The organism is Actinocatenispora thailandica, assembly GCF_016865425.1.
Taxonomy (GTDB): Bacteria; Actinomycetota; Actinomycetes; order Mycobacteriales; family Micromonosporaceae; genus Actinocatenispora; species Actinocatenispora thailandica.
On record NZ_AP023355.1, the window covers coordinates 1383337 to 1401682 of the forward strand.

An 18346-nucleotide genomic window follows, 5' to 3' on the forward strand; every position below is an offset into this window, starting at 1 on the left:
TCGGCCGCGTCGGTACCGTGCCGGCCACGGCGTGCCGTTCGCGAGGACTCGGTACGGTGCCGGTCACGGGGCACCGTTCGCGAGGACGCGGCGGCGGTGGTGCTCGTCCGGCCGGGCGTCCAGGTCGTCGGCGGAGGCGGCCGGCAGGTACGCGGGGCGGCCGACGGCGAGCACGCCGGAGAGGATCCGGGCCGCCTTGACCGACATCGCGGTCACCCGGTGTACCTCGTCGGCGGTGTCGCCGAGCGCCACGATGCCGTGGTTGCCGAGATAGATCAGCTTCGGTGCGGTGCCGTGCGCGTCCAGGTGGGCGCGCAGCCCGTCGCGCACCGCCCGGCCGAGCGCCAGCCCCGGCTCGGCGTACGGCACCAGCAGCGCGTGCCGGCCGCACACCACAACCTGGTCCGGGAACAGGTGCCCGGCGACCAACTCGCCGGCGGCGTCGGAGCACAGCAGCGCGTTGACCGCCGTCGGGTGGGTGTGCCCGACGTAGCTCGCGCCGCACAGCGCGATGCCGAGCGCGTGCAGCATCGTCTCGATCGACGGCGTCCTGGCCGGTTCGCCGTGCTCCGGTGGCCGCGCGCCGGCCGCCCGCAGCCGCGCCCCGACGGCGGTACCGTCGCGCGGATCGAGCGACTCGTCGTCGATGACCGCCAGCACCTCGTCGGTGCCCATCCGGACGAAGCTGTCGGCGGTGGTGGCGGCCAGTGGCACGCCGCTCGCCTTCACCGCGAAGCTGCCGTCGCCCAGATCGGCCGATGTGTTGCCCTCGCCCAGAATGACCAGATCGGCCGCCGGATCGGCCAGCCGGTGGGACAGGTCGAGCAACGCCGTCGGGATGCGATGCGTCGGGTCGGCGCTCACGTGCTCCTCCTCGGTGGTACGGCCGCGGTCCGGCGCAGGGTCGCGGTCAGGCCGGCCGGTCCGGCGAGATGGTCACGCAGCGCCAGCACCGCCGGTAGCCGTTCGGTGTAGGCGGCGTGCCGGTCCGGATCGGGGTGGAAGGTGGCGGCGATCCGGCGCCCGGTCGGCGCGACGGCGGCGAAGTCCGGCCAGACGCCGACCGCGACGCCGGCCAGCAGCGCCGCGCCGTGTGCCGCGCCGTGCCCGGCGACCGGTACGACCACGTCCCGGCCCAGCACGTCGGCCTTGACCTGCGGCCAGTGCCGGGAGCGGGCACCGCCGCCGAGCGCGCGCAGCGGCCCGTCGTCGGGCAGTACCCGGGCGACCGCCGCCAGGTCGGCCCGCAGCGCCAGCGCGGCCCCCTCGTACGCGGCGAGCAGCAGGTCGCCGGCGGTCACGTCGAGGTCGAGCCCGGCGATCGCGCCGCGCGCGGCCGGGTCCCACACCGGGGTACGTTCGCCGAGCAGCGACGGCAGCAGCGCGAGCCGGCCCGGCCGTGCCGCCGGGATCTCGGCGTCGAGCACCGCGGCCGAGTCGTACCCGGTCAGCCGGGCCACCCAGTCGACCAGTGCGCCGGTGCTGACCTGCGCGGTCAGCAGCAGGTCGGTGTCGGGTACGCAGTGCCGGACGTGGATCATGTCGGCCACCCGGGTGCCGCGCGGCATCGGCCGCAGCGACACGGTGGAGAAGCCGGTCATCTCGGCGACCCCGTCGCCGGGCAGCAGCAGACCGGCCTCCAGCGCCGCGCCGACCGCGTCGATCGCGCCGGCGGCCACCGGGGTACCGGCCGGCAGCCCGGTGGCCGCCGCCGCGCCCGCGCCGACGGTACCGACGATGTCGGTGCAGCGCAGCGGGTCGCCGAGCAGCCCCACCGGGACGCCGAGCGCGGCCACCGCCGGGTCGAAGTCGTCGTCCCAACCGGTGAAGAACGACGCGGTGCTCTCCTCGAAGCTGAACACGCCGGTCAGCTTCGCGACCACGAACGAGTTGGCGCACAGCACCGCGTGGGCGCCGTCGAGGCCGCCGTGCCGGGCCCACCAGAGCAGCTTGGCGGTGCCGAAGTACGGGTCGGTGCCGTTGCGGCCGGCCGGTACCGCGGCGGCGAGCGCGGCGGACTCCGCGGTGGCCCGCCGGTCGGCCCAGGTCAGCGCCGGGCCGAGCGGGTCGCCGGCCGCGTCGACCGGTACCAGCGTCGGGCCCTGGCTGGTGACCGCGACGCCGGCGATCGGCTCGCCGGGCGTCACGATCCGGCGCAGCGCGGTGCGCGCGGCGTCCCACCAGGCGCCGGCGTCCTGGGCGGCGCCGAGCCCGGCCAGCGCGGTCGGGTACCGGACGGTCGCGTCGCGCAGCAGTCCGCCGGCGTCGTCGACAGCCACCGCCTTGAGCCCGGTGGTACCGACGTCGATGCCGATCGTGGTCAGCGGGCACCTCCAAATTTATCGCAGCTCGTGTGCGATTTCTCAGGCACCGTAACCCGTGCGGCTTCGGAGCTCAAGTGGTGCTGTGCGGCGTGATTGCCGGTCACCGCGGGTCGGGTACCGCGGTTGATTGTCAAGATCTTCGGCTGCGGGGCTGGACAACATCACATGCCGTGTGTGAGATTCGACCATCGCACCGTCCAGTAACCGCCGCGTCATCCGACCGACATGAAGGAGCTCCGTGCGCACCCGCCTGATCCTGTCCCGGCACGGCCAGACCACCTGGCACGGTGAGAACCGGTATGCGGGGGTCAGCGACGTCGATCTCACCGACGCCGGCCACCGCCAGGCGGTGGCGCTGGGTGACTGGTGCCGGCAACACCGGCCGGACGCCCTGTACGCCTCACCGGTACGCCGGGCCCGGGAGACGATCGCACCGGTCGCCGTGGCCACCGGCCTGCCCGTACACACCGTGCCGGACCTGCGCGAGGTCGACTTCGGCATCGCGGAGGGGCGGACGCTCGACGAGCTGGCCCCGGCACTGGTCGAGGCGTTCCGGGCCGACCCGGCGGCGCACCCGTTCCCGGGCTCGGAGCCGCCGGAGGACGCGGCCCGCCGCGGCGCCGCCGCGCTGCGCGAGATCGCGGCCGCCCGGCCCGGTGGCCGCGTGCTCGTCGTCGCGCACAACACGTTGCTGCGGCTGGCCCTGTGCACCCTGCTCGGTCTGCCGGCGGGCCGGTACCGCGAGGTCTTCCCTCGGCTCGACAACGGTGCGCTGAGCACGATCGCGCTGGCCGCCGACGGTGCCGGCGTCGCCGCGATCGAAAGCTGGAACGTACCCCTGTCCGCCGCCGGGCGGCCCGATGCGGCGCCGGTCGCGACTCCCACGACCAGGAGGACCTGATGGCACCACAACCCCGTACGGCCGGCGTGAGCCGGCGGTCGCTGCTGCGCGGCCTAGGCGCGGCCGGCGTCGCGGCTGCCGCCGCACCCGCGCTGACCGGCTGCGTCGTGGAGAGCGCCGGCAGTACCGGCACCGGCGCCGGGAGCGCGGCCAACGAGGTGACCGGCGCGTTCGACTGGAAGCGCGCCAAGGGCACCACGATCCGCATCCTGCAGACGCCGCATCCGTACCAGAAGAGCTTCGCGCCGCTGTTGAAGGAGTTCACCGAGCTGACCGGCATCACCGTGGTGCCGGAGCTGGTGGCCGAGGCGGACTACTTCACCAAGCTCAACACCGAACTGTCCGGCGGTGCCGGTACCCACGACGTGTTCATGACCGGGGCGTACTTCATCTGGCAGTACGGGCCACCCGGCTGGATGGAGGACCTGTACCCGTGGGTGCAGAACTCGTCCGCGACCAGCGCCGACTACGACTTCGAGGACATCTTCGAAGGGTTGCGGACCTCGACCCGGTGGGACTTCAAGACCGGTTCGCCGCTCGGGTTCGGCGGCCAGTGGGCGATCCCGTGGGGGTTCGAGACCAACGTCATCGCCTACAACAAGACGTTGTTCGACAAGCGGGGGATCAAGCCGGCGGACACCTTCGACGACCTGATCGGCCTGGCGCACGACCTGACCGACCGGAAGAACAACCGGTACGGGATCGCGTTCCGCGGCTCGAAGTCCTGGGCCACCGTGCATCCCGGGTTCATGACGCAGTTCACCCGGGAGGGCGGCAAGGACTTCGAGGTACACGACGGGCGCCTCAAGGCGACGATGAACTCGCCGGTCGCGGTCGAGTTCACGAAGAAGTGGGTGGACCTGGCCAAGGCCAGCGGGCCGAGTGCCTGGCCCACCTACGACTATCCACAGTGCACCACCGACCTCGGCAACGGCGTGGCCGCGATGGTGTACGACGCGGACTCGGCGACGTACCCGAAGAACAAGCCCGGCGCCAGCAAGGAGGCCGGCCACCTCGGTTGGCACCCGGGGCCGGCCGGTAAGGACGGCAGCTACGCCACGAACCTGTGGACCTGGTCGCTGGCGATGAACTCGGCGTCCAAGCACAAGCTGGCCGCCTGGCTGTTCATCCAGTGGGCGACCGGCAAGCAGGCGATGTCGAAGGCGGTCAAGCAGGGCGCGTTCGCCGACCCGACCCGGCAGTCGGTGTTCGACCAGACGTTCAAGCAGACGCTCGGCGGCTTCCCCGGCTACCTGGAGACCTTCGAGAAGGTCATCGGGTCGACGAAGATCCAGTTCACGCCGGAGAAGCAGTTCTTCGACGTGGCCGAGAACTGGGCGGTCGGCCTGCAGCAGATGTACAGCGGGGCCGACGCGCAGTCCACCCTGGACAAGGTGGCCGCCGCGGCGAACAAGGCCGTCAAGGGCTGACGGGAGCGCTGCGATGACTCTGGCTGACGAGACGGCGCCGACGCGCGAGGCCACCGAACCCGCGGAGCCACCGCGCGTACCGGCGTGGCGCCGCGGAGCGCGCCCCTACCTGCTGTCCATCCCGGCGCTCGCCGTCGTGGTGGGCATCCTCTACCCGTTCCTGTCCGGCGCGTACTACTCGTTGCTGGACTACTCGGCCGGCAACACACACGTCAAGCTGGTCTGGTTCCGCAACTTCGCCGACGTGTTGAGCGACGGCGGGCTGTGGCGCTCGGTCGGTGTGACGGTCGAGTACGCGCTGATCGCCACCGCGGTCGAGACGGTGCTCGGCGTCGGCGTGGCCCTGCTGCTCAACCGGTCCACCCTGATCGGCCGGATCTTCGAGAAGGTACTGATCCTGCCGCTGATGATCGCCCCGGTCATCGCCGCGACGATGTGGAAGCTGATGTTCGACGCGAACTTCGGCATCCTCAACCACGTGCTCGGTCTCGGCCACACGTTCAACTGGTTGAGCAAGGACCACGCGCTGTACTCGGCGATCCTCGTCGACGTCTGGGTGTACACGCCGTTCGTCGCGGTGCTGGTGCTGGCGGGGATCCGCTCGCTGCCGGCCGAACCGTTCGAGGCGTCCGATGTGGACGGCGCGAGCTGGTGGTACATGTTCCGCCGGCTGATGCTGCCGATGATCTATCCGTACATCCTGGTCGCGGTCATCTTCCGGCTGATGGACTGCCTGAAGATCTTCGACATCATCTACGCGCTGACCGCCGGCGGCCCCGGCACCGTGACGACCACGTTGCAGATCAACGCGTTCGAGGACTCGATCACCCACTTCAACTACTCGCGCGGCAGCACGTACATGTTCCTGCTGTGGGTACTGGTGTTCATCGCCGCGCGGTTCCTGGTCGGTGTGTTGACGAAGGCGCAGAAGCGCGCCGCCGGAACGGAGGGATGATGGCCCGACGCGAGCTCATGCCCGGGCAGAAGCGGGTCAGCGCCGGCGGCGTCGTCGCCGACACCGTCACCGTACTGTGGTTCATCTTCGCGTTGTTCCCGATCGTGTGGATGTTCCTGCTGTCGTTGAAGAACAACGTGCAGCAGACGTCGACCTACTTCGGCTTCACGCCCACCTGGACCAACTACCTGACCGTACTGGGATCCAAGGGTGAGCAGCTGACCAGCGTCGACTTCAAGTCCGCGGTGCTGACCAGCGTGCTGGCCTGCGCCGGGGCGACCGCGGTGTCGCTGGTGGTGGGCATCCCGGCGGCGTACGCGGCCGGGCGGTGGAAGTTCCGCGGCGCCGAGTCGCTGATGTTCAACATGCTGTCGTTCCGGTTCGCGCCGGAGCTGATGGTCATCGTGCCGCTGTTCGTCATCTACCACTACCTGCACCTGTTCGACACCACGGTCGGGCTGATCTGGGTGCTGCAACTGGTCACGATGCCGCTGGTGGTGTGGATTCTCCGGTCGTACTTCCAGGACCTGGCGCCGGAGCTGGAACAGGCCGCGCTGCTGGACGGCTACACCCGGATCCGGGCGTTCTTCTCGGTGGCGTTGCCGCTGGTGCGGCCCGGCATCGCGGCGGCGGCGCTGCTGGCTTTCATCTTCGCCTGGAACAACTACATCTTCCCGTTGATCCTGACCGACTCGAACGCCACCACGGTCACCGTCGCGGTGACCAAGTTCCTCGGTGGCGGCGGCCAGGCGTACTACAACCTGACCGCCGCGGCGGCCCTGCTCGGTGTGCTGCCGCCGCTCGTGCTGGCGCTGTGCATCCAGCGGTACCTGGTCCGCGGGCTCTCCTTCGGGGCGGTGAAATCCTGATGGCAAGTCTCACCCTGGACGGCGTCACCAAGTCGTACGGCAAGACCCGGGCGCTGACCGAGCTGTCCCTGTCGGTGGGCGACGGCGAGTTCTTCGTCATCCTCGGCCCGTCCGGCGCCGGCAAGACGACCACGCTGAAGTCGGTCGCCGGGCTGGAGCCGATCGACGACGGCAGCGTGCACATCGGCGGGACCGACATGGCCGGCGTCGAGCCGTACCGGCGCAACGTCGCGATGGCGTTCGAGAGCTACGCGCTCTACCCGCAGAAGACCGTGCACGACAACCTCGCCTCGCCGCTGCGGTCCGGCCGTACCGGCACGTACTCGCGGGCCGAGCAGGACGAGCGGATCCGCGAGGTGACCGAGACGCTCGGCATCGCGCACCTGCGCTCGCGCTTCCCCCGGGAGCTGTCCAACGGGCAGCGGCAGCGGGTCGCGCTGGGCCGGGTGCTGGTGCGGCCGGCCGGCGCGTACCTGCTGGACGAGCCGCTGTCGCACCTGGACGCCAAACTGCGCGCGGCGATGCGCGCCGAGCTCAAGCAGCTGGGTGCGATGTCCTCGACCACCACCCTGTACGTCACGCACGACTACCAGGAGGCGCTGGCGCTCGGCGACCGGATCGCGGTGCTGCGGGCCGGCCAGGTGGTGCAGGTCGGTACCGCGGCACAGATCTGGTCCCGGCCGAGCGACACGTTCGTGGCCCGCGCGCTCGGCCAGCCCGAGATGATGCTGCTGCCGGCGACCGTGGACGGCGGGCGGATCCGCACCGCCGACGGTGCCCTGGACATGGCCGCACCGGCCGGGCTGGAGCGCGGCCCGGTGCTGCTCGGCATCCGGCCGCGGGCGCTGACCGTCGGCGACCGGGACGGCGCGGTGACCGTGCGCGGCAGCGTACGGCTGGCCGAGCGGCTCGGCCGGGTCATCGAGCTGACCGTGCGCAGTCACGACACCGACCTGGTGGCGGTGGTGGCCAGTGCCGTGGCACCGGCCGAGGGCGCCGACGTGACGCTGTGCGTACCACCGGCCGAGGTGCACGTGTTCGTCGACGACACCCGCTGGGGATCCGTGGCCGGCAAGGAGGACCGTGATGCCTGACAGCCTGGTGCTCGACCAGTTGCGCAAGACCTACCGCACCCGCGGCCGGGAGCCGTTCGAGGCGGTGCGCGGCATCGACCTGGACGTCTCGGCCGGCGAGCTGGTCGCCCTGCTCGGGCCGTCCGGCTGTGGCAAGACGACCACGCTGCGGATGATCGCCGGACTGGAGACGGTGACCTCCGGCGACATCCGCATCGGCGGCCGGTCCGTACCGGACCTGCCACCGGGCAAGCGGAACCTGGGCGTCGGGTTCGAAAGCTACGCGCTGTACCCGCCGTTGACGGTGCGGGAAAACCTCGCGTACGGGCTGAAGGCACGCAAGGTGCGGGATGCCGACGCGCAGGTCGACACGCTCGCCGCCCGGCTGGAGATGACCGAACTGCTGCCGATGCGGCCGTCCGGGCTCTCCAGCGGGCAGAAGCAGCGGGTGGCGCTGGCTCGCGCGCTGATCCGCCAGCCACCGGTACTGCTGCTGGACGAGCCGCTGTCGCACCTGGACGCGTCCGCACGGCAGCGGGTGCGGCGCGAGCTGCGCACCCTGCAACGCGAGTTCGGGTACACCACGATCGTGGTCACCCACGACCAGTTGGAGGCGCTGAGCCTGGCCGACCGGATGGCCGTGATGGACGCGGGCGTGATCCAGCAGTTCGGCACCCCGGACGAGATCTACGACGACCCGGCGAACCGGTTCGTCGCCGACTTCGTCGGTGAGCCGCCGATGAACCTGGTGGACGGGGTGGTCGAACAGCGGTCCGCCGGCACCGTGGTGCACCTGGGCCAGGCCGGTTTCCTCGCCACCTCGGCCCGGCACGCCACCGACGGCGCGAAGGTGACCGTCGGCCTGCGCCCGCAGGACTGCGTCACGGCCGCCGACGGCTCCGGCCTGACCTGCACCGTGCGGGTGTTCGAAAACCTGCTGGAGTACGGCCTGGGCACGCTGGACGTGGCGGGCATCGCCGCGCCGCTGCTGGCGCAGACCGGTTCGGACACCGTGTGGGCCACCGGTGAGACGGTGCGGATCGCCGCGCCGCCCGAGCGGGTCTACCTGTTCGACCAGGGGTCCGGCGACCGGGTCCGCTGACCGCCGCCTCCGGTGAGCTGCCTCCCGGGACGCCCGGGAGGCAGCACCGTCTGCGCTGACCGGCGGATCAGACGGGGTCGGCGACCACCAGCTCGATGTCGTGCTGCCGCACGTCGGCCTGGTCGTCGTCGTCCAGCCCGGCGTCGGTGACCAGCAGGTCGAAGTCGTCCAACCGGCCCAGCAGGTGCGGCGCCGGACGGCCGAACTTGGCGTGGTCGATCATCAGCACGGTGCGCGCCGCGTGTTCGATCATCGACCGGCGCACCATCAGCGTCGCCTCCGACCGGTGGTAGCAGGCACCGTCGAGCACCGCGGTGGTCGACATGAACAGCACGTCGGCGTGCAGCTCCCGGATCGCGTCGATGGTCTGCACGCCGTAGCAGCCGTCCTGGATCCGTTGGTACTTGCCGCCCAGCACGATCAGGTCCACACTGGACACTTCGCCGAGCCGCGCCACGACCGGCAGGAAGTTCGTCGCGACGGTCAACGGCGCACGCTCGATCAGGTGCGGCGCCAACGCCATCGCCGTCGTGCTGTCGTCCAGGAAGATCGTCTGGCCCTGATGGATCTCCGCCGCCGCGGCCGCCGCGATCGCCGCCTTCTCCCGGCGCATCGCCTTGGTCCGGTCCGGCACGCTGGCCGTCAACAGCGCCGACGGGTTCGCGGTGGCGCCGCCGCGCAGCTTGATCAGCCACCCCTCGGTGACCAGCGCGTCCAGATCGCGATGCACGGTCATCACGCTGACGCCGTAGGTCCGGGCCATGTCGTCGACCCGCGCGAACCCGTCCGCCAGGATCTGCCGCCGGATCTGCTCACGCCGCTCCAGCGGTGCCACCCGACCGTTGTCCCCGTCCGTCACGCCGGAATTCTACGTCGATCGGATCGGACCGGGCCGGACGGGGAGTTGCGTATCGCGGTGGCGACACCGGGCCGGACCGGGCAGGCTGGTGGCATGACGCGGGTGTACGAGGACGGGGACGTGCTGGCCTACCAGCGCCGGGTGGCGAGCTGGCTCGGCGCCGACCCGGTGCTGCACGCGATGCCGGCGTCACTGCTCGCACAGCGCGTCGACGGCACCGTACCGGTCGAGCCGGACGCCTGGTGGCTGCGGGTCTGCGCGGACGACGGCACGCTGCTCGGAGTGGCGCTGCGGACCCCGCCGTACCCGCTGCTGCTCGCCGCGATGCCGGCGGCGGCGGCCGAGGCGGTCGCCGACTGGTGCGTGGCCCGGCCCGGCCGGTTGACCGGTGTCGGTGGCCCGCGGGCGGCCGGTGACCCGTTCGTCGCCCGCTACGTGGCGGCCACCGGGGCACGGTCGCAGCTGTGGATGGCGCAACGGATGTACCGGCTCGACGCGGTGACCCCGCCGACCGGGGTGCCCGGCGCGGCGCGGCCGGCGGTACCGGCGGAGATTCCGCTGCTGTCCGGGTGGGTGTCCGCGTTCGCGGCCGAGACAGGTGCCCCGGTGCCGGATCCCCGGCTGGCGGAACGGATCGCGGCCGGACTGCTATGGGTCTGGACCGACGACGAGCGTCCGGCCGGCGACCCGGTGCCCGGTGCCGGTTCGCCGCCCGTCGCGATGAACTGGATCTCCCCGCCCGCGGCGGGCGTGGTACGGGTCAGCGCCGTGTACACGGCACCGGAGCGGCGCGGCCGCGGGTACGCCAGCGCGCTGGTCGCGGCGACCAGCCAGGCGGCGCTGGACGCCGGTGCGTCGGCCTGCACGCTGTTCACCGACCTGGCCAACCCGACCTCGAACGCGATCTACCAGCGGATCGGCTACCACCCGGTGGCCGACGCCGGCCAGTGGCGCTTCACCGCCTGACGGTTCCGCCGTCGATGGCGGGGTCGGGCGGTCCGGGCGGATCCGGGTACGAACCGGGCGGCCGTGCGGCGGAACCGCAAGCAGGATCAGGCGGCGGGCACCGGGCGGCGCCGATGATGAACCCATGGATGCGGAACGGGACCGGCTGCGCGAGCTGCTCGACGTGATCGTCGACAGCGTCGCGGACCGGGCACCGGACGAGACGGACGGCGCGGCGCTCGCGGCCCGCGCGTACCTGTCCCGGTACCACTTCGACCGGTTGGTGTCGGCCGCGATCGGGGAACCACCGGGCGGGTTCCGGCGGCGGCTGCTGCTGGAGCGGGCCGCCTGCGAGCTGCGCGACGGCGCGGCGGTCACCGACGTGGCCTACCGCGCCGGGTACGGCTCGCCGGAGGCGTTCACCCGGGCGTTCGGCCGGGCGTACGGGCGGCCACCGTCGGCGCTGCACGGCGACCCCGGCAGCCGGGTGCAGCTGCCCGCCCCCAACGGCATCCACTTCCATCCTCCGGGCAACCTGCGGGTGCCCGGCGACCCGAGGAGGTCCGGCATGGACGTCACCAGTACGATCCTGGCCCACGACAACTGGCTGGTCGGCGAGATTCTGCGGCACGCCGAGAGGCTGCCGGACGAGGTGCTGGACCGGCCGATCACGATGAGCATCGACGCGCTGGACGCCGGCGACGGGCTGCGCGGTCTGCTGCACACCCTGGTGTCGACGAAGGAGCGGTGGACCGCGGCGGTGCAGGGCAGCCGGCCGCCGGGCGGTGACCCGCTCGGCTCCCGGTTGCCGGACTCCGAGCGCACGCTGCCGGCGCTGCGCCGCCGGTACGCGGTGGCCGGGCCGGCGTTCCTGGAGCTGGCGAACGGGATCCGGGCCCGCGGTGAGGAGGACACCACCTTCATCGACGTCACCTGCGACCCGCCCCGTACCTTCAGCTACGGGGAGATGATCGCGCACGTGCTGAACTTCTCCGCGTACCGGCGGACGCTCGCGGTCGGCGCGCTGCACGAGTACGGCATCGACGCGCTCGGGTTCGGTGACCCGGTGTCCTACTCCGCCGACCGTCCACAGTAGACGGTGCAGCGGCCGGGCAGGGGGCCCGTACCGATCCCCTGCCCGGCGAGTGCTCGACCGGTCAGCCGGCGGCGACCGCGAACACGTGGATCGAGGACTGCGCCGGCAGCGTCACGCTGGCGACCGTCTTGTCCGGTGGCAGCGCCACCCCGAGGTAGAAGATCCGGTACTGCACGCCGAAGTTGGCCGGCCCGGACTGGGTGTTGCGGTGATCGGCGGTGGCCACGATGTCGTAGCCGGTCGTGTCGCTGCAACACCAGTTCGGGAACGACAGGTCGGCCTGCCGGGTGGTTCCGTCGGTGAACGTGATCGTCACGGTGCCGGTGTCGAAGCCGGCCTCGGCGCCGAGGAAGCCGAGCGTGCCGGTCCCGCTCACGGCCACCTTGCGGGAGCCGCCGGCCACGTTGTCCGGCGTCCCGGCCGCGGCGGACGGCCACCGGAACGTCAGCCCGTCGTGCGTCAGGCTGGCACCCGGGGTCAGGCCGGCCGCGGCGAGCGCCTGCGCCGAGTAGCTGTTGCCGCCGCCGTCGAAGTTGCCGGGCGCCGGGTTCGACTCGTCGGTGACGCCGACGTTGTTCGCCGCCGCGTCGATGCTCGGGTACGGCGTCGGCGAAGCGTAGTCGAGCCCGCCGGAGACGCCGTGTCGCGTACCGTGCCAGCGGTAGCCGGCGCTGCCGGTCAGGTGCAGCATCGCGCCCGGCGGCGGGGTGTTCGGCGTGACGTCGTAGTGCGCGGTCAGCGTCCCGCCCGGCGGTACGGCCCGGGCCGGTCGCCGGTCGGTGCGGGTGGCGGTCCAGCCGGCCGGTACCTTCAGCCGCACCGTGGCGTCGCTGATCGCGCTGGTGCCGTGGTTGGTCAGGGTCACGGTGGTCGGCGTGCTGGTGCCCGCGGCGTACCCGTGCCCGTCGACGCCGACCACGGTGGCCGGCGGGATGCCCGGGGAAGCGTTGCGATGCACCCGGTACAGGGTCGCCGAGTGGCCCGGTACCGAGGCGGCGATCGTGCCGGCGGTCGAGGTGATCTGCTTGGACCACAGGTCGGTGAGCCGGTAGCTGCGGGCGTGCCCGGTGAAGCCGGCCTGCGCCGCGGTCACCGACGCGGTCTGCTCGCTCGCCCCCTTGTTGAACAGCACCACGGCCCGGTCGCCGTTGGCCAGCGGTCGGGACAGGATGTCCACGTCGCCGGTGGACTTGACGATGGTGCCCTGCACGCCGAGCCGGTCCTGGTCGACGGCCACGACGTCGGCGTTCGACAGGATCCGGATCGTGTCGGCCGAGGCGCCCTTCAACGCGGTGGAGAACAGCAGCGGCGAGGCCATCACCGACCACACCGACATCTGCGCCTGGTACTCGTTGGTGGTCATGCCGCCGTTGCCGACCTCCAGCATGTCGGCGTCGTTCCAGTGGTTGGGCCCGGCGTAGGCGGCGAGGCCGGGGCTGTTGCCCTCGGCGTAGTTCTCCAGCACCGAGTCCCAGTTGTCGGCGATGTCGGAGCCGTACCGCCACAGCTGACCCTCGTCGGCGAGCCAGCCCAGCTCGTCGGTGAAGTTCGGCCCGGAGCAGCAGACGTACGCCGGGGCCGACTCGCTGAACACGATCTTGCGCCCGGTGTTCGCGAGCGCCTGGCTGGCCTCGTGGTAGACGAGGTGCGCCACCTCGGCGGCCGACTTGCCGGGGAACTGGTCGGTCGGCTGGTAGCAGTAGTCGAGCTTCAGGTAGTCCACGCCCCAGGAGGCGTAGTCGTCGGCGTCGGTCTGGAAGTGGCCGTAGCTGCCGGCCGCGCCCTGGCACGTCTTGTACCCGGCGTCCTCGTAGATGCCGAACTTGAGGCCCTTGGAGTGGATGTAGTCACCGAGCCACTTGAGCCCGTGCGGGAACCGGGTCCGGTCGATCTGCAGGTGGCCGTCGGCGTCCCGGTCGTGCTGCATCCAGCAGTCGTCGATGTTGACGTAGTGGTAGCCGAGCTTGTCCAGGCCGAGCCGGACGATCTCGTCGGCGGTGTCGACGAACAGCTGCTCGTTCATCGCGTCGTTGCACTCGAACCCGGCCCAGTCGTTGAAGCCCATCGGCGGGGTCGGTGCGAGGTCGTCGCCGTTGGTGGCGTGCGGGGTGGTCTGCGGCGCGGGTGCGGCGGACGCCGGTGCGGCGGCGCCGACCAGTGAGCCGGCGGCGAGCACCACCGCGCTCAGGATGGCCAACAGCCGAGGTCTCCGGACGCGTGCGAGAGAACGCATGGGTTGCTCCTTGCCACGCAGACTGCCCAAAGCTGGTTGCTTCAGGCAATGATTGAGCACAATTGCGCAAACAAAGCTCCGATGTCAAGGCCGCGACCACTCTCGGGCCAATGCCGGGAAGCCCCCCGCCCGGGGGCGCGCCCGGCAGGCAGAATGCGGCCATGAACGCTCACCAGCACGGCGGTACCGGCACCCCGCACGCACCCGGCGGTCACCCCCACCATCACGGGCACGGCGGCGGGCACCATCGGTTCATCCCGGCCTACATCGACCTGACCGCACTCGCGGTGCCGGACACCATGGCGCTGCTGCGGCCGGTACTTCCCGAGCCACCGGCGGCGATCTGCGAGGTCGGCGCCGGGCTCGGTGCGCTGTCCGCGGCCCTGGTCGAGGCCGGCTACCAGGTCACCGCGGTCGAACCGGACCCGGAGTCGGCCGCCATCGCGGCGAAGCGGGGGTGGACGTGGTCACCACCCAGCTCGGCGACCACCAGGCGCCCGGGCGCTACGACGCGGTGCTGTTCACCCGCTCGCTGCACCACATCGAGGACCTGACCGGCGCGATCGAGCACGCGCTGGGCCTGCTCACGCCGTCCGGCGTGCTGGTGCTGGAGGAGTTCGCCCGGGAGCGGGCGAACGAGGCGGCAGCGCGGTTCCTGTACGACGCGATCGACCTGCTTGCCGCCGCCGGGGTCGCCGAGACCGCCGACGAGGACGACGACGAGCCGCAACCGGCCGACCCGTGGCAACGCTGGCAGCGCAACTTCGTACCGACCGGGCAGGAGTCGGCGGAGGAGGCGGAGCACCGGCCGCTGCACACCGGTACCGACATCGTCGCGGCGCTGCGCGCCGCCGGGCTGACCGTCACCGACGAGCCGACGATCGGGCTGTGGCGGATGGTCGCGCAGCGGCTCGCCGACACCCCGGTCGCGAACGACGTCGCCCGCCGGGTCCGGGACACCGAGGCGCGCCGGCTCGCCGACGGCAGCCTGCCGGCGCTCGGCCGGTTCCTGGTCGCCCGCCGCTGAGCCGCCCGCCGTCGAGCCGCCCGGCGTCGAGCCGCCCGGCGTCGAGCCGCCGGCCGCTGAGCAGCCGCCCGGCGTCGAGCCGCCCGGCGTCGAGCCGCCGGCCGCTCGAGCTGCCCGCCGCTGAGCTGCGCGGCGTCGGGCCGCCCGGCGCTGAGTCGCCGAGCCGCCCGCGCTGGCCGGGCACGAAACGGCGGGGCGCCCGCGATGCGGACGCCCCGCCGCCGGGGGAGCGGATCCAAGGCCTGTCTCGAAGTCCGCGTGCCGGCTGCGGCGGCCCCGTTCGCCCGCTCGCGGCGTTGTCGGTCAGCCCGTGTGCAAGCCCGGCACACGAACTGCCCTCCGCCTTGCGACCGAACAAACGGGACTCGCCTCGCTCGGCCGGGGACCTCGAGACAGCCCTACGACGCGGTGGTGAACGCCACGTCGTCGATCAGGAACGAGGTGGCCAGGTACGAGTCCTCGGTGCCGGTGAACGAGATCTTCACCGACTGGCCGGACGCGCCGGTCAGGGTGAACGACTTCTTCACGTAGCCGCCGCTGGCGTTGGCGTTCGAGTACGTCGCGACCGTGGTCGAGTTGGCCTTGACGGTCAACGTGTCGTACGGCGTGGAGCCGGACTCCTGCGTGTCGATGTAGACGTAGAAGGAGAACGACACCGTGTTGCAGCCGGACGGCACCTGGACCGTCTGGCTCAGCGTGTCGGTGTGCGACGAGCCGTAGCCGTCCAGCCAGGCGTAGTAGCTACCGGTGTGCGCGACGCCGCCGTCGGCGTTGGACGACACCACGCCGGACGAGGCCGACCACGGCGACGCCGAGCCGGTCTCGAAGCCCGGGTTGCCCAGCAGCTGGCTGCCGCAGGTGCCGCCGCCACCGCCGGTGGTGATCGCCCAGGAGAACGACGCGCTGCCGGTCTTGCCGGCGGCGTCGGTCGCGGTGGCCTTCACGGTCGAGGTACCGGCCGTGGTCGGGCTACCGGTGATCTTGCCGGACGACGAGGCGGACAGGCCGGCCGGCAGCCCGGTCACCGACCAGGTGTACGGCGCGGTGCCGCCCGACGCGGACAGCTGCAGGCTGACCGAGTCGCCGACCTTGTTGCTCTGGTTGCCCGGGTTGGCCACCGACACGTCACCGGGCGGCGTGGTGCCACCGGCGGCGAACGCGGCGGTCCCGTTCGGCGTGCCGAGACCCGTCGGGCCGTCCCAGCCGGTACCGGCGGTGCACCACTTCGCGGTCGAGCAGGAACCGTTGCTGCCGCTCGTCACGTCGTTCAGGTTCGACGCGTGCGAGTAGGGGTAGCTCGCCGGGTAGTCGCTGGCGCCCGGCGTGCCGGCCAGCGCGTACACGCTGGCGATGATCGGGGCCGACGCGCTGGTGCCGCCGTAGACCGCCCAGCCCGAGCCGCCGTAGGTCTGGTACACCGCGACGCCGGTGGCCGGGTCGGCCACCGCCGACACGTCCGCCTCGGCCCGGTTCGAGCAGCCGGTGGACACCGTCTGCCAGCTGGGCTTGCCGTCGTAGGCCGAGCAGCCGGAGCCGGTGCCCTCGGTGGAGTTGGTGTTCCACACCTTCTCCGACCAGCCGCTGGAGGTCTGGGTCAGCGAGGTGCCGCCGACCGCGGTCACGTACTTCGACGTGGCCGGGTACTCGGCGCCGTAGCCGCTGTCGCCGGCGCTGACCGTGATCGCCACCCCGGGGTGGTTGAAGTGCTGGTCGTCCGAGGTCTGGCCGGACGACTCGCCACCACCCCACGAGTTCGAGACGTACTTGGCGCCGAGCGCCACCGCCTCGTCCTCCGCGGTGTACAGCGCGGTGTCGCTCGCCGAGTCGGCCTCCACCAGGATGATGTTGGCCTTCGGCGCGACCGCGGACACCATGTCCAGGTCGAGCGAGATCTCGCCCGCCCAGCCGGAGTCCGCGGTCGGCAGCGGGCTGGTCTGCCCGTTCTGGTTGACCTTGCGGAACTGGCCCGAGGTCAGCGCCGGCAGCCCGAACGCCGACCGGTACGCGGCCAGGTCGCTGGCGGCGTTCGGGTCGTCGTACGCGTCGACGATGGCGATGGTGGCGCCCGCGCCACCGTTGGCCGGCAGGCTGTAGGCGCTGTCCAGGTCCGACGGGCCGTACCCGGACGGCACGTCCGGGTGCATGCCGGTGCGACGCAGCGCCATGCAGGACATGGTGTGCGGTGCGGCCGGCGTGGCGCAGACCCGCTCGACGCCGGTGGTCGTGCTGCTTGCCGGTGCGGCCCAGGCGGACTGGGCGAGGCCGAGTGAGGTCAGTGCGGCGGCCGACAACGCGGCGACCGAGACGACCATGGCTCGGCGCAGGGGAACACCCATGGTGCTTCCTCTCGCTGGGGCAGGCCGATGCCGAGCGGCATCGGCGGTGGGAATCAGGTGCCGGCGCCCAGGCGGGCCCCGGCGACCGGTGCGGAGGGACGCACCGGCTTTTACGGGGTGAAACCTCCTCAATCCCAGATGGTCGGGAAGGATCGAGCTTGACACCCATAAGGCGCCATTAAGGATCTACACGAAAACACGCCCGCGCGATAGGGGTAATTTCGTCGGTTCACCCGCACTCGATGGCGTCATTGCGGCCTGCGGCGGAAAGCCGCCACCGCGCCCGGTTCGCGCGGTTCGTCAGCTCGGCCGGTACCAGGTCGTCGGATCCGTCGGCACCACCAGTGGGTACTCGCCGGCCGGGCCGGCGTACCGGTGCCCGTGCGGGTACGGCCACGGGCTCGGGGTGCAGCCGTGCAACCCCAGCGTCTGCTGCTCCATCGTCGGCGCCGGCTTGCCCTTGCCCGGGCACAGCTCGTGCCCGTGGCCCAGCCGGTGACCCACCTCGTGGCTGATCGCGTACTCCCGGTACGCCGTCAGGTCGTGGTAGTAGGGCACGCCGTGCAGCCAGCGGGACACGTTGATCACCACGGCGTCGCCGTTGCGGCACGACGTGTACCGGTCGAACGCCGCGCCGCACAGCACGTCCCGGGTGGCCGGGGTCGCCAGGTAGATGACGAAGTCGTGCTGCTGGCCGGGCCCGACCCGGCGCAGCCGCACGTCCCCGCCGGCGGTCCAGCCCTGTGGGTCGCCGACGATGTCCACCACCTGGCGGGCGAACCCGGACACGGACAGGTGGTCGATGCCGTGCTCGACCGCCACCTGGAAGCGCAGCAGCGGCCCGTGCCGGCCCAGGATGGCGCTGTGCCCCGGCGCGATCGCGTACGAACCCGTGCCGCGCAGCGGATAACTGACCGGACTCGGGAGGGGCTGGGCGACGGGGTCGGCGACTGCGTGGTCGGGCTCGCCGCCGGGGAGTGCGAGTGGGCGCCGGTGGCCGAGTTGGCCGCGCCGCCGCATCCGGCGGGCAGCGCGATCGCGGCGATCAGCAGCAATCCGGTCAGCAGACCACGCACGGTACGCACCGGCCCAGGCTACGGCACCCAAGATCGCGCCGCGCCGGGACGCGCTACCGCGCGGACCGCCCGCCGGCGTCGCACCCGCCGGTCCGTCCCCGTCGACCGCGCGGTCCGGCA

At 72.2% G+C, this 18346-nt stretch carries 16 protein-coding genes; 10 read left to right on the forward strand and 6 right to left on the reverse strand.

The genetic code is table 11. The features are described from left to right. Nucleotides 1–63 precede the first annotated feature (63 nt). Nucleotides 64–864, reverse strand: a complete 801-nt coding sequence (locus tag Athai_RS06200; protein ID WP_203960591.1) for a class II aldolase/adducin family protein — start codon at nt 862–864, stop codon at nt 64–66. After that, complete coding sequence (locus tag Athai_RS06205) at nt 861–2339, reverse strand: xylulokinase (protein ID WP_338028175.1); 1479 nt, start codon at nt 2337–2339, stop codon at nt 861–863. Before Athai_RS06205 ends, Athai_RS06200 begins: the two co-directional genes overlap by 4 nt. A 223-nt stretch (nt 2340–2562) precedes the next feature. On the opposite strand from Athai_RS06205, the gene Athai_RS06210 reads away from it, so the two are divergent. The 6 genes from Athai_RS06210 to Athai_RS06235 are packed head-to-tail and all read left to right on the forward strand — an operon-like array spanning nt 2563 to nt 8654. After that, a complete protein-coding gene (locus Athai_RS06210) occupies nt 2563–3225 on the forward strand; it encodes a histidine phosphatase family protein (RefSeq protein WP_203960593.1) in 663 nt (220 codons plus the stop codon). Further along, nucleotides 3225–4655: an ABC transporter substrate-binding protein gene (locus tag Athai_RS06215; protein ID WP_203960594.1), complete on the forward strand. Its 1431-nt coding sequence runs from the start codon at nt 3225–3227 to the stop codon at nt 4653–4655. Before Athai_RS06210 ends, Athai_RS06215 begins: the two co-directional genes overlap by 1 nt. A gap of 13 nt (nt 4656–4668) precedes the next feature. Continuing rightward, nucleotides 4669–5610, forward strand: coding sequence for a carbohydrate ABC transporter permease (locus Athai_RS06220; protein ID WP_203960595.1), 942 nt, complete (start codon nt 4669–4671; stop codon nt 5608–5610). Further along, nucleotides 5610–6479: a carbohydrate ABC transporter permease gene (locus Athai_RS06225; RefSeq protein WP_203960596.1), complete on the forward strand. Its 870-nt coding sequence runs from the start codon at nt 5610–5612 to the stop codon at nt 6477–6479. The genes Athai_RS06220 and Athai_RS06225 overlap by 1 nt, the downstream gene beginning before the upstream one ends. Beyond that, entirely contained in the window at nt 6479–7573 is a 1095-nt protein-coding gene (locus Athai_RS06230; RefSeq protein WP_203960597.1) for an ABC transporter ATP-binding protein, read from the forward strand. Before Athai_RS06225 ends, Athai_RS06230 begins: the two co-directional genes overlap by 1 nt. Then, nucleotides 7566–8654 carry an ABC transporter ATP-binding protein gene (locus Athai_RS06235; RefSeq protein ID WP_203960598.1) on the forward strand — a complete coding sequence of 363 codons (1089 nt, stop codon included), beginning with the start codon at nt 7566–7568 and terminating at the stop codon, nt 8652–8654. The genes Athai_RS06230 and Athai_RS06235 overlap by 8 nt, the downstream gene beginning before the upstream one ends. A gap of 67 nt (nt 8655–8721) precedes the next feature. Here Athai_RS06235 and Athai_RS06240 read toward each other — a convergent pair whose 3' ends face one another. Further along, nucleotides 8722–9513, reverse strand: a complete 792-nt coding sequence (locus Athai_RS06240; protein WP_203960599.1) for a DeoR/GlpR family DNA-binding transcription regulator — start codon at nt 9511–9513, stop codon at nt 8722–8724. 93 nt (nt 9514–9606) lie between these two features. On the opposite strand from Athai_RS06240, the gene Athai_RS06245 reads away from it, so the two are divergent. Together Athai_RS06245 and Athai_RS06250 are read left to right on the forward strand one after the other, a co-directional pair. Then, nucleotides 9607–10479 carry a GNAT family N-acetyltransferase gene (locus Athai_RS06245; RefSeq protein ID WP_203960600.1) on the forward strand — a complete coding sequence of 291 codons (873 nt, stop codon included), beginning with the start codon at nt 9607–9609 and terminating at the stop codon, nt 10477–10479. 124 nt (nt 10480–10603) lie between these two features. Then, nucleotides 10604–11554: a helix-turn-helix transcriptional regulator gene (locus tag Athai_RS06250; RefSeq protein WP_203960601.1), complete on the forward strand. Its 951-nt coding sequence runs from the start codon at nt 10604–10606 to the stop codon at nt 11552–11554. Nucleotides 11555–11615: 61 nt separating this feature from the next. Here the strand turns inward: Athai_RS06250 and Athai_RS06255 are convergent, their stop codons facing one another. After that, complete coding sequence (locus tag Athai_RS06255; protein WP_203960602.1) at nt 11616–13787, reverse strand: NEW3 domain-containing protein; 2172 nt, start codon at nt 13785–13787, stop codon at nt 11616–11618. A 161-nt stretch (nt 13788–13948) separates the two neighbouring features. Here Athai_RS06255 and Athai_RS06260 point away from each other — a divergent pair, with 161 nt between their 5' ends. Together Athai_RS06260 and Athai_RS06265 are read left to right on the forward strand one after the other, a co-directional pair. Then, nucleotides 13949–14341, forward strand: a complete 393-nt coding sequence (locus Athai_RS06260) for a class I SAM-dependent methyltransferase (RefSeq protein ID WP_203960603.1) — start codon at nt 13949–13951, stop codon at nt 14339–14341. Continuing rightward, nucleotides 14245–14814 carry a methyltransferase domain-containing protein gene (locus Athai_RS06265; RefSeq protein ID WP_203960604.1) on the forward strand — a complete coding sequence of 190 codons (570 nt, stop codon included), beginning with the start codon at nt 14245–14247 and terminating at the stop codon, nt 14812–14814. The genes Athai_RS06260 and Athai_RS06265 overlap by 97 nt, the downstream gene beginning before the upstream one ends. Before the next feature lie 398 nt (nt 14815–15212). Here the strand turns inward: Athai_RS06265 and Athai_RS06270 are convergent, their stop codons facing one another. Together Athai_RS06270 and Athai_RS06275 are read right to left on the reverse strand one after the other, a co-directional pair. Beyond that, entirely contained in the window at nt 15213–17150 is a 1938-nt protein-coding gene (locus Athai_RS06270; RefSeq protein ID WP_203960605.1) for a putative Ig domain-containing protein, read from the reverse strand. A gap of 300 nt (nt 17151–17450) precedes the next feature. Further along, a complete protein-coding gene (locus Athai_RS06275) occupies nt 17451–18170 on the reverse strand; it encodes a DUF3152 domain-containing protein (protein WP_203960606.1) in 720 nt (239 codons plus the stop codon). Nucleotides 18171–18346 lie beyond the last annotated feature (176 nt).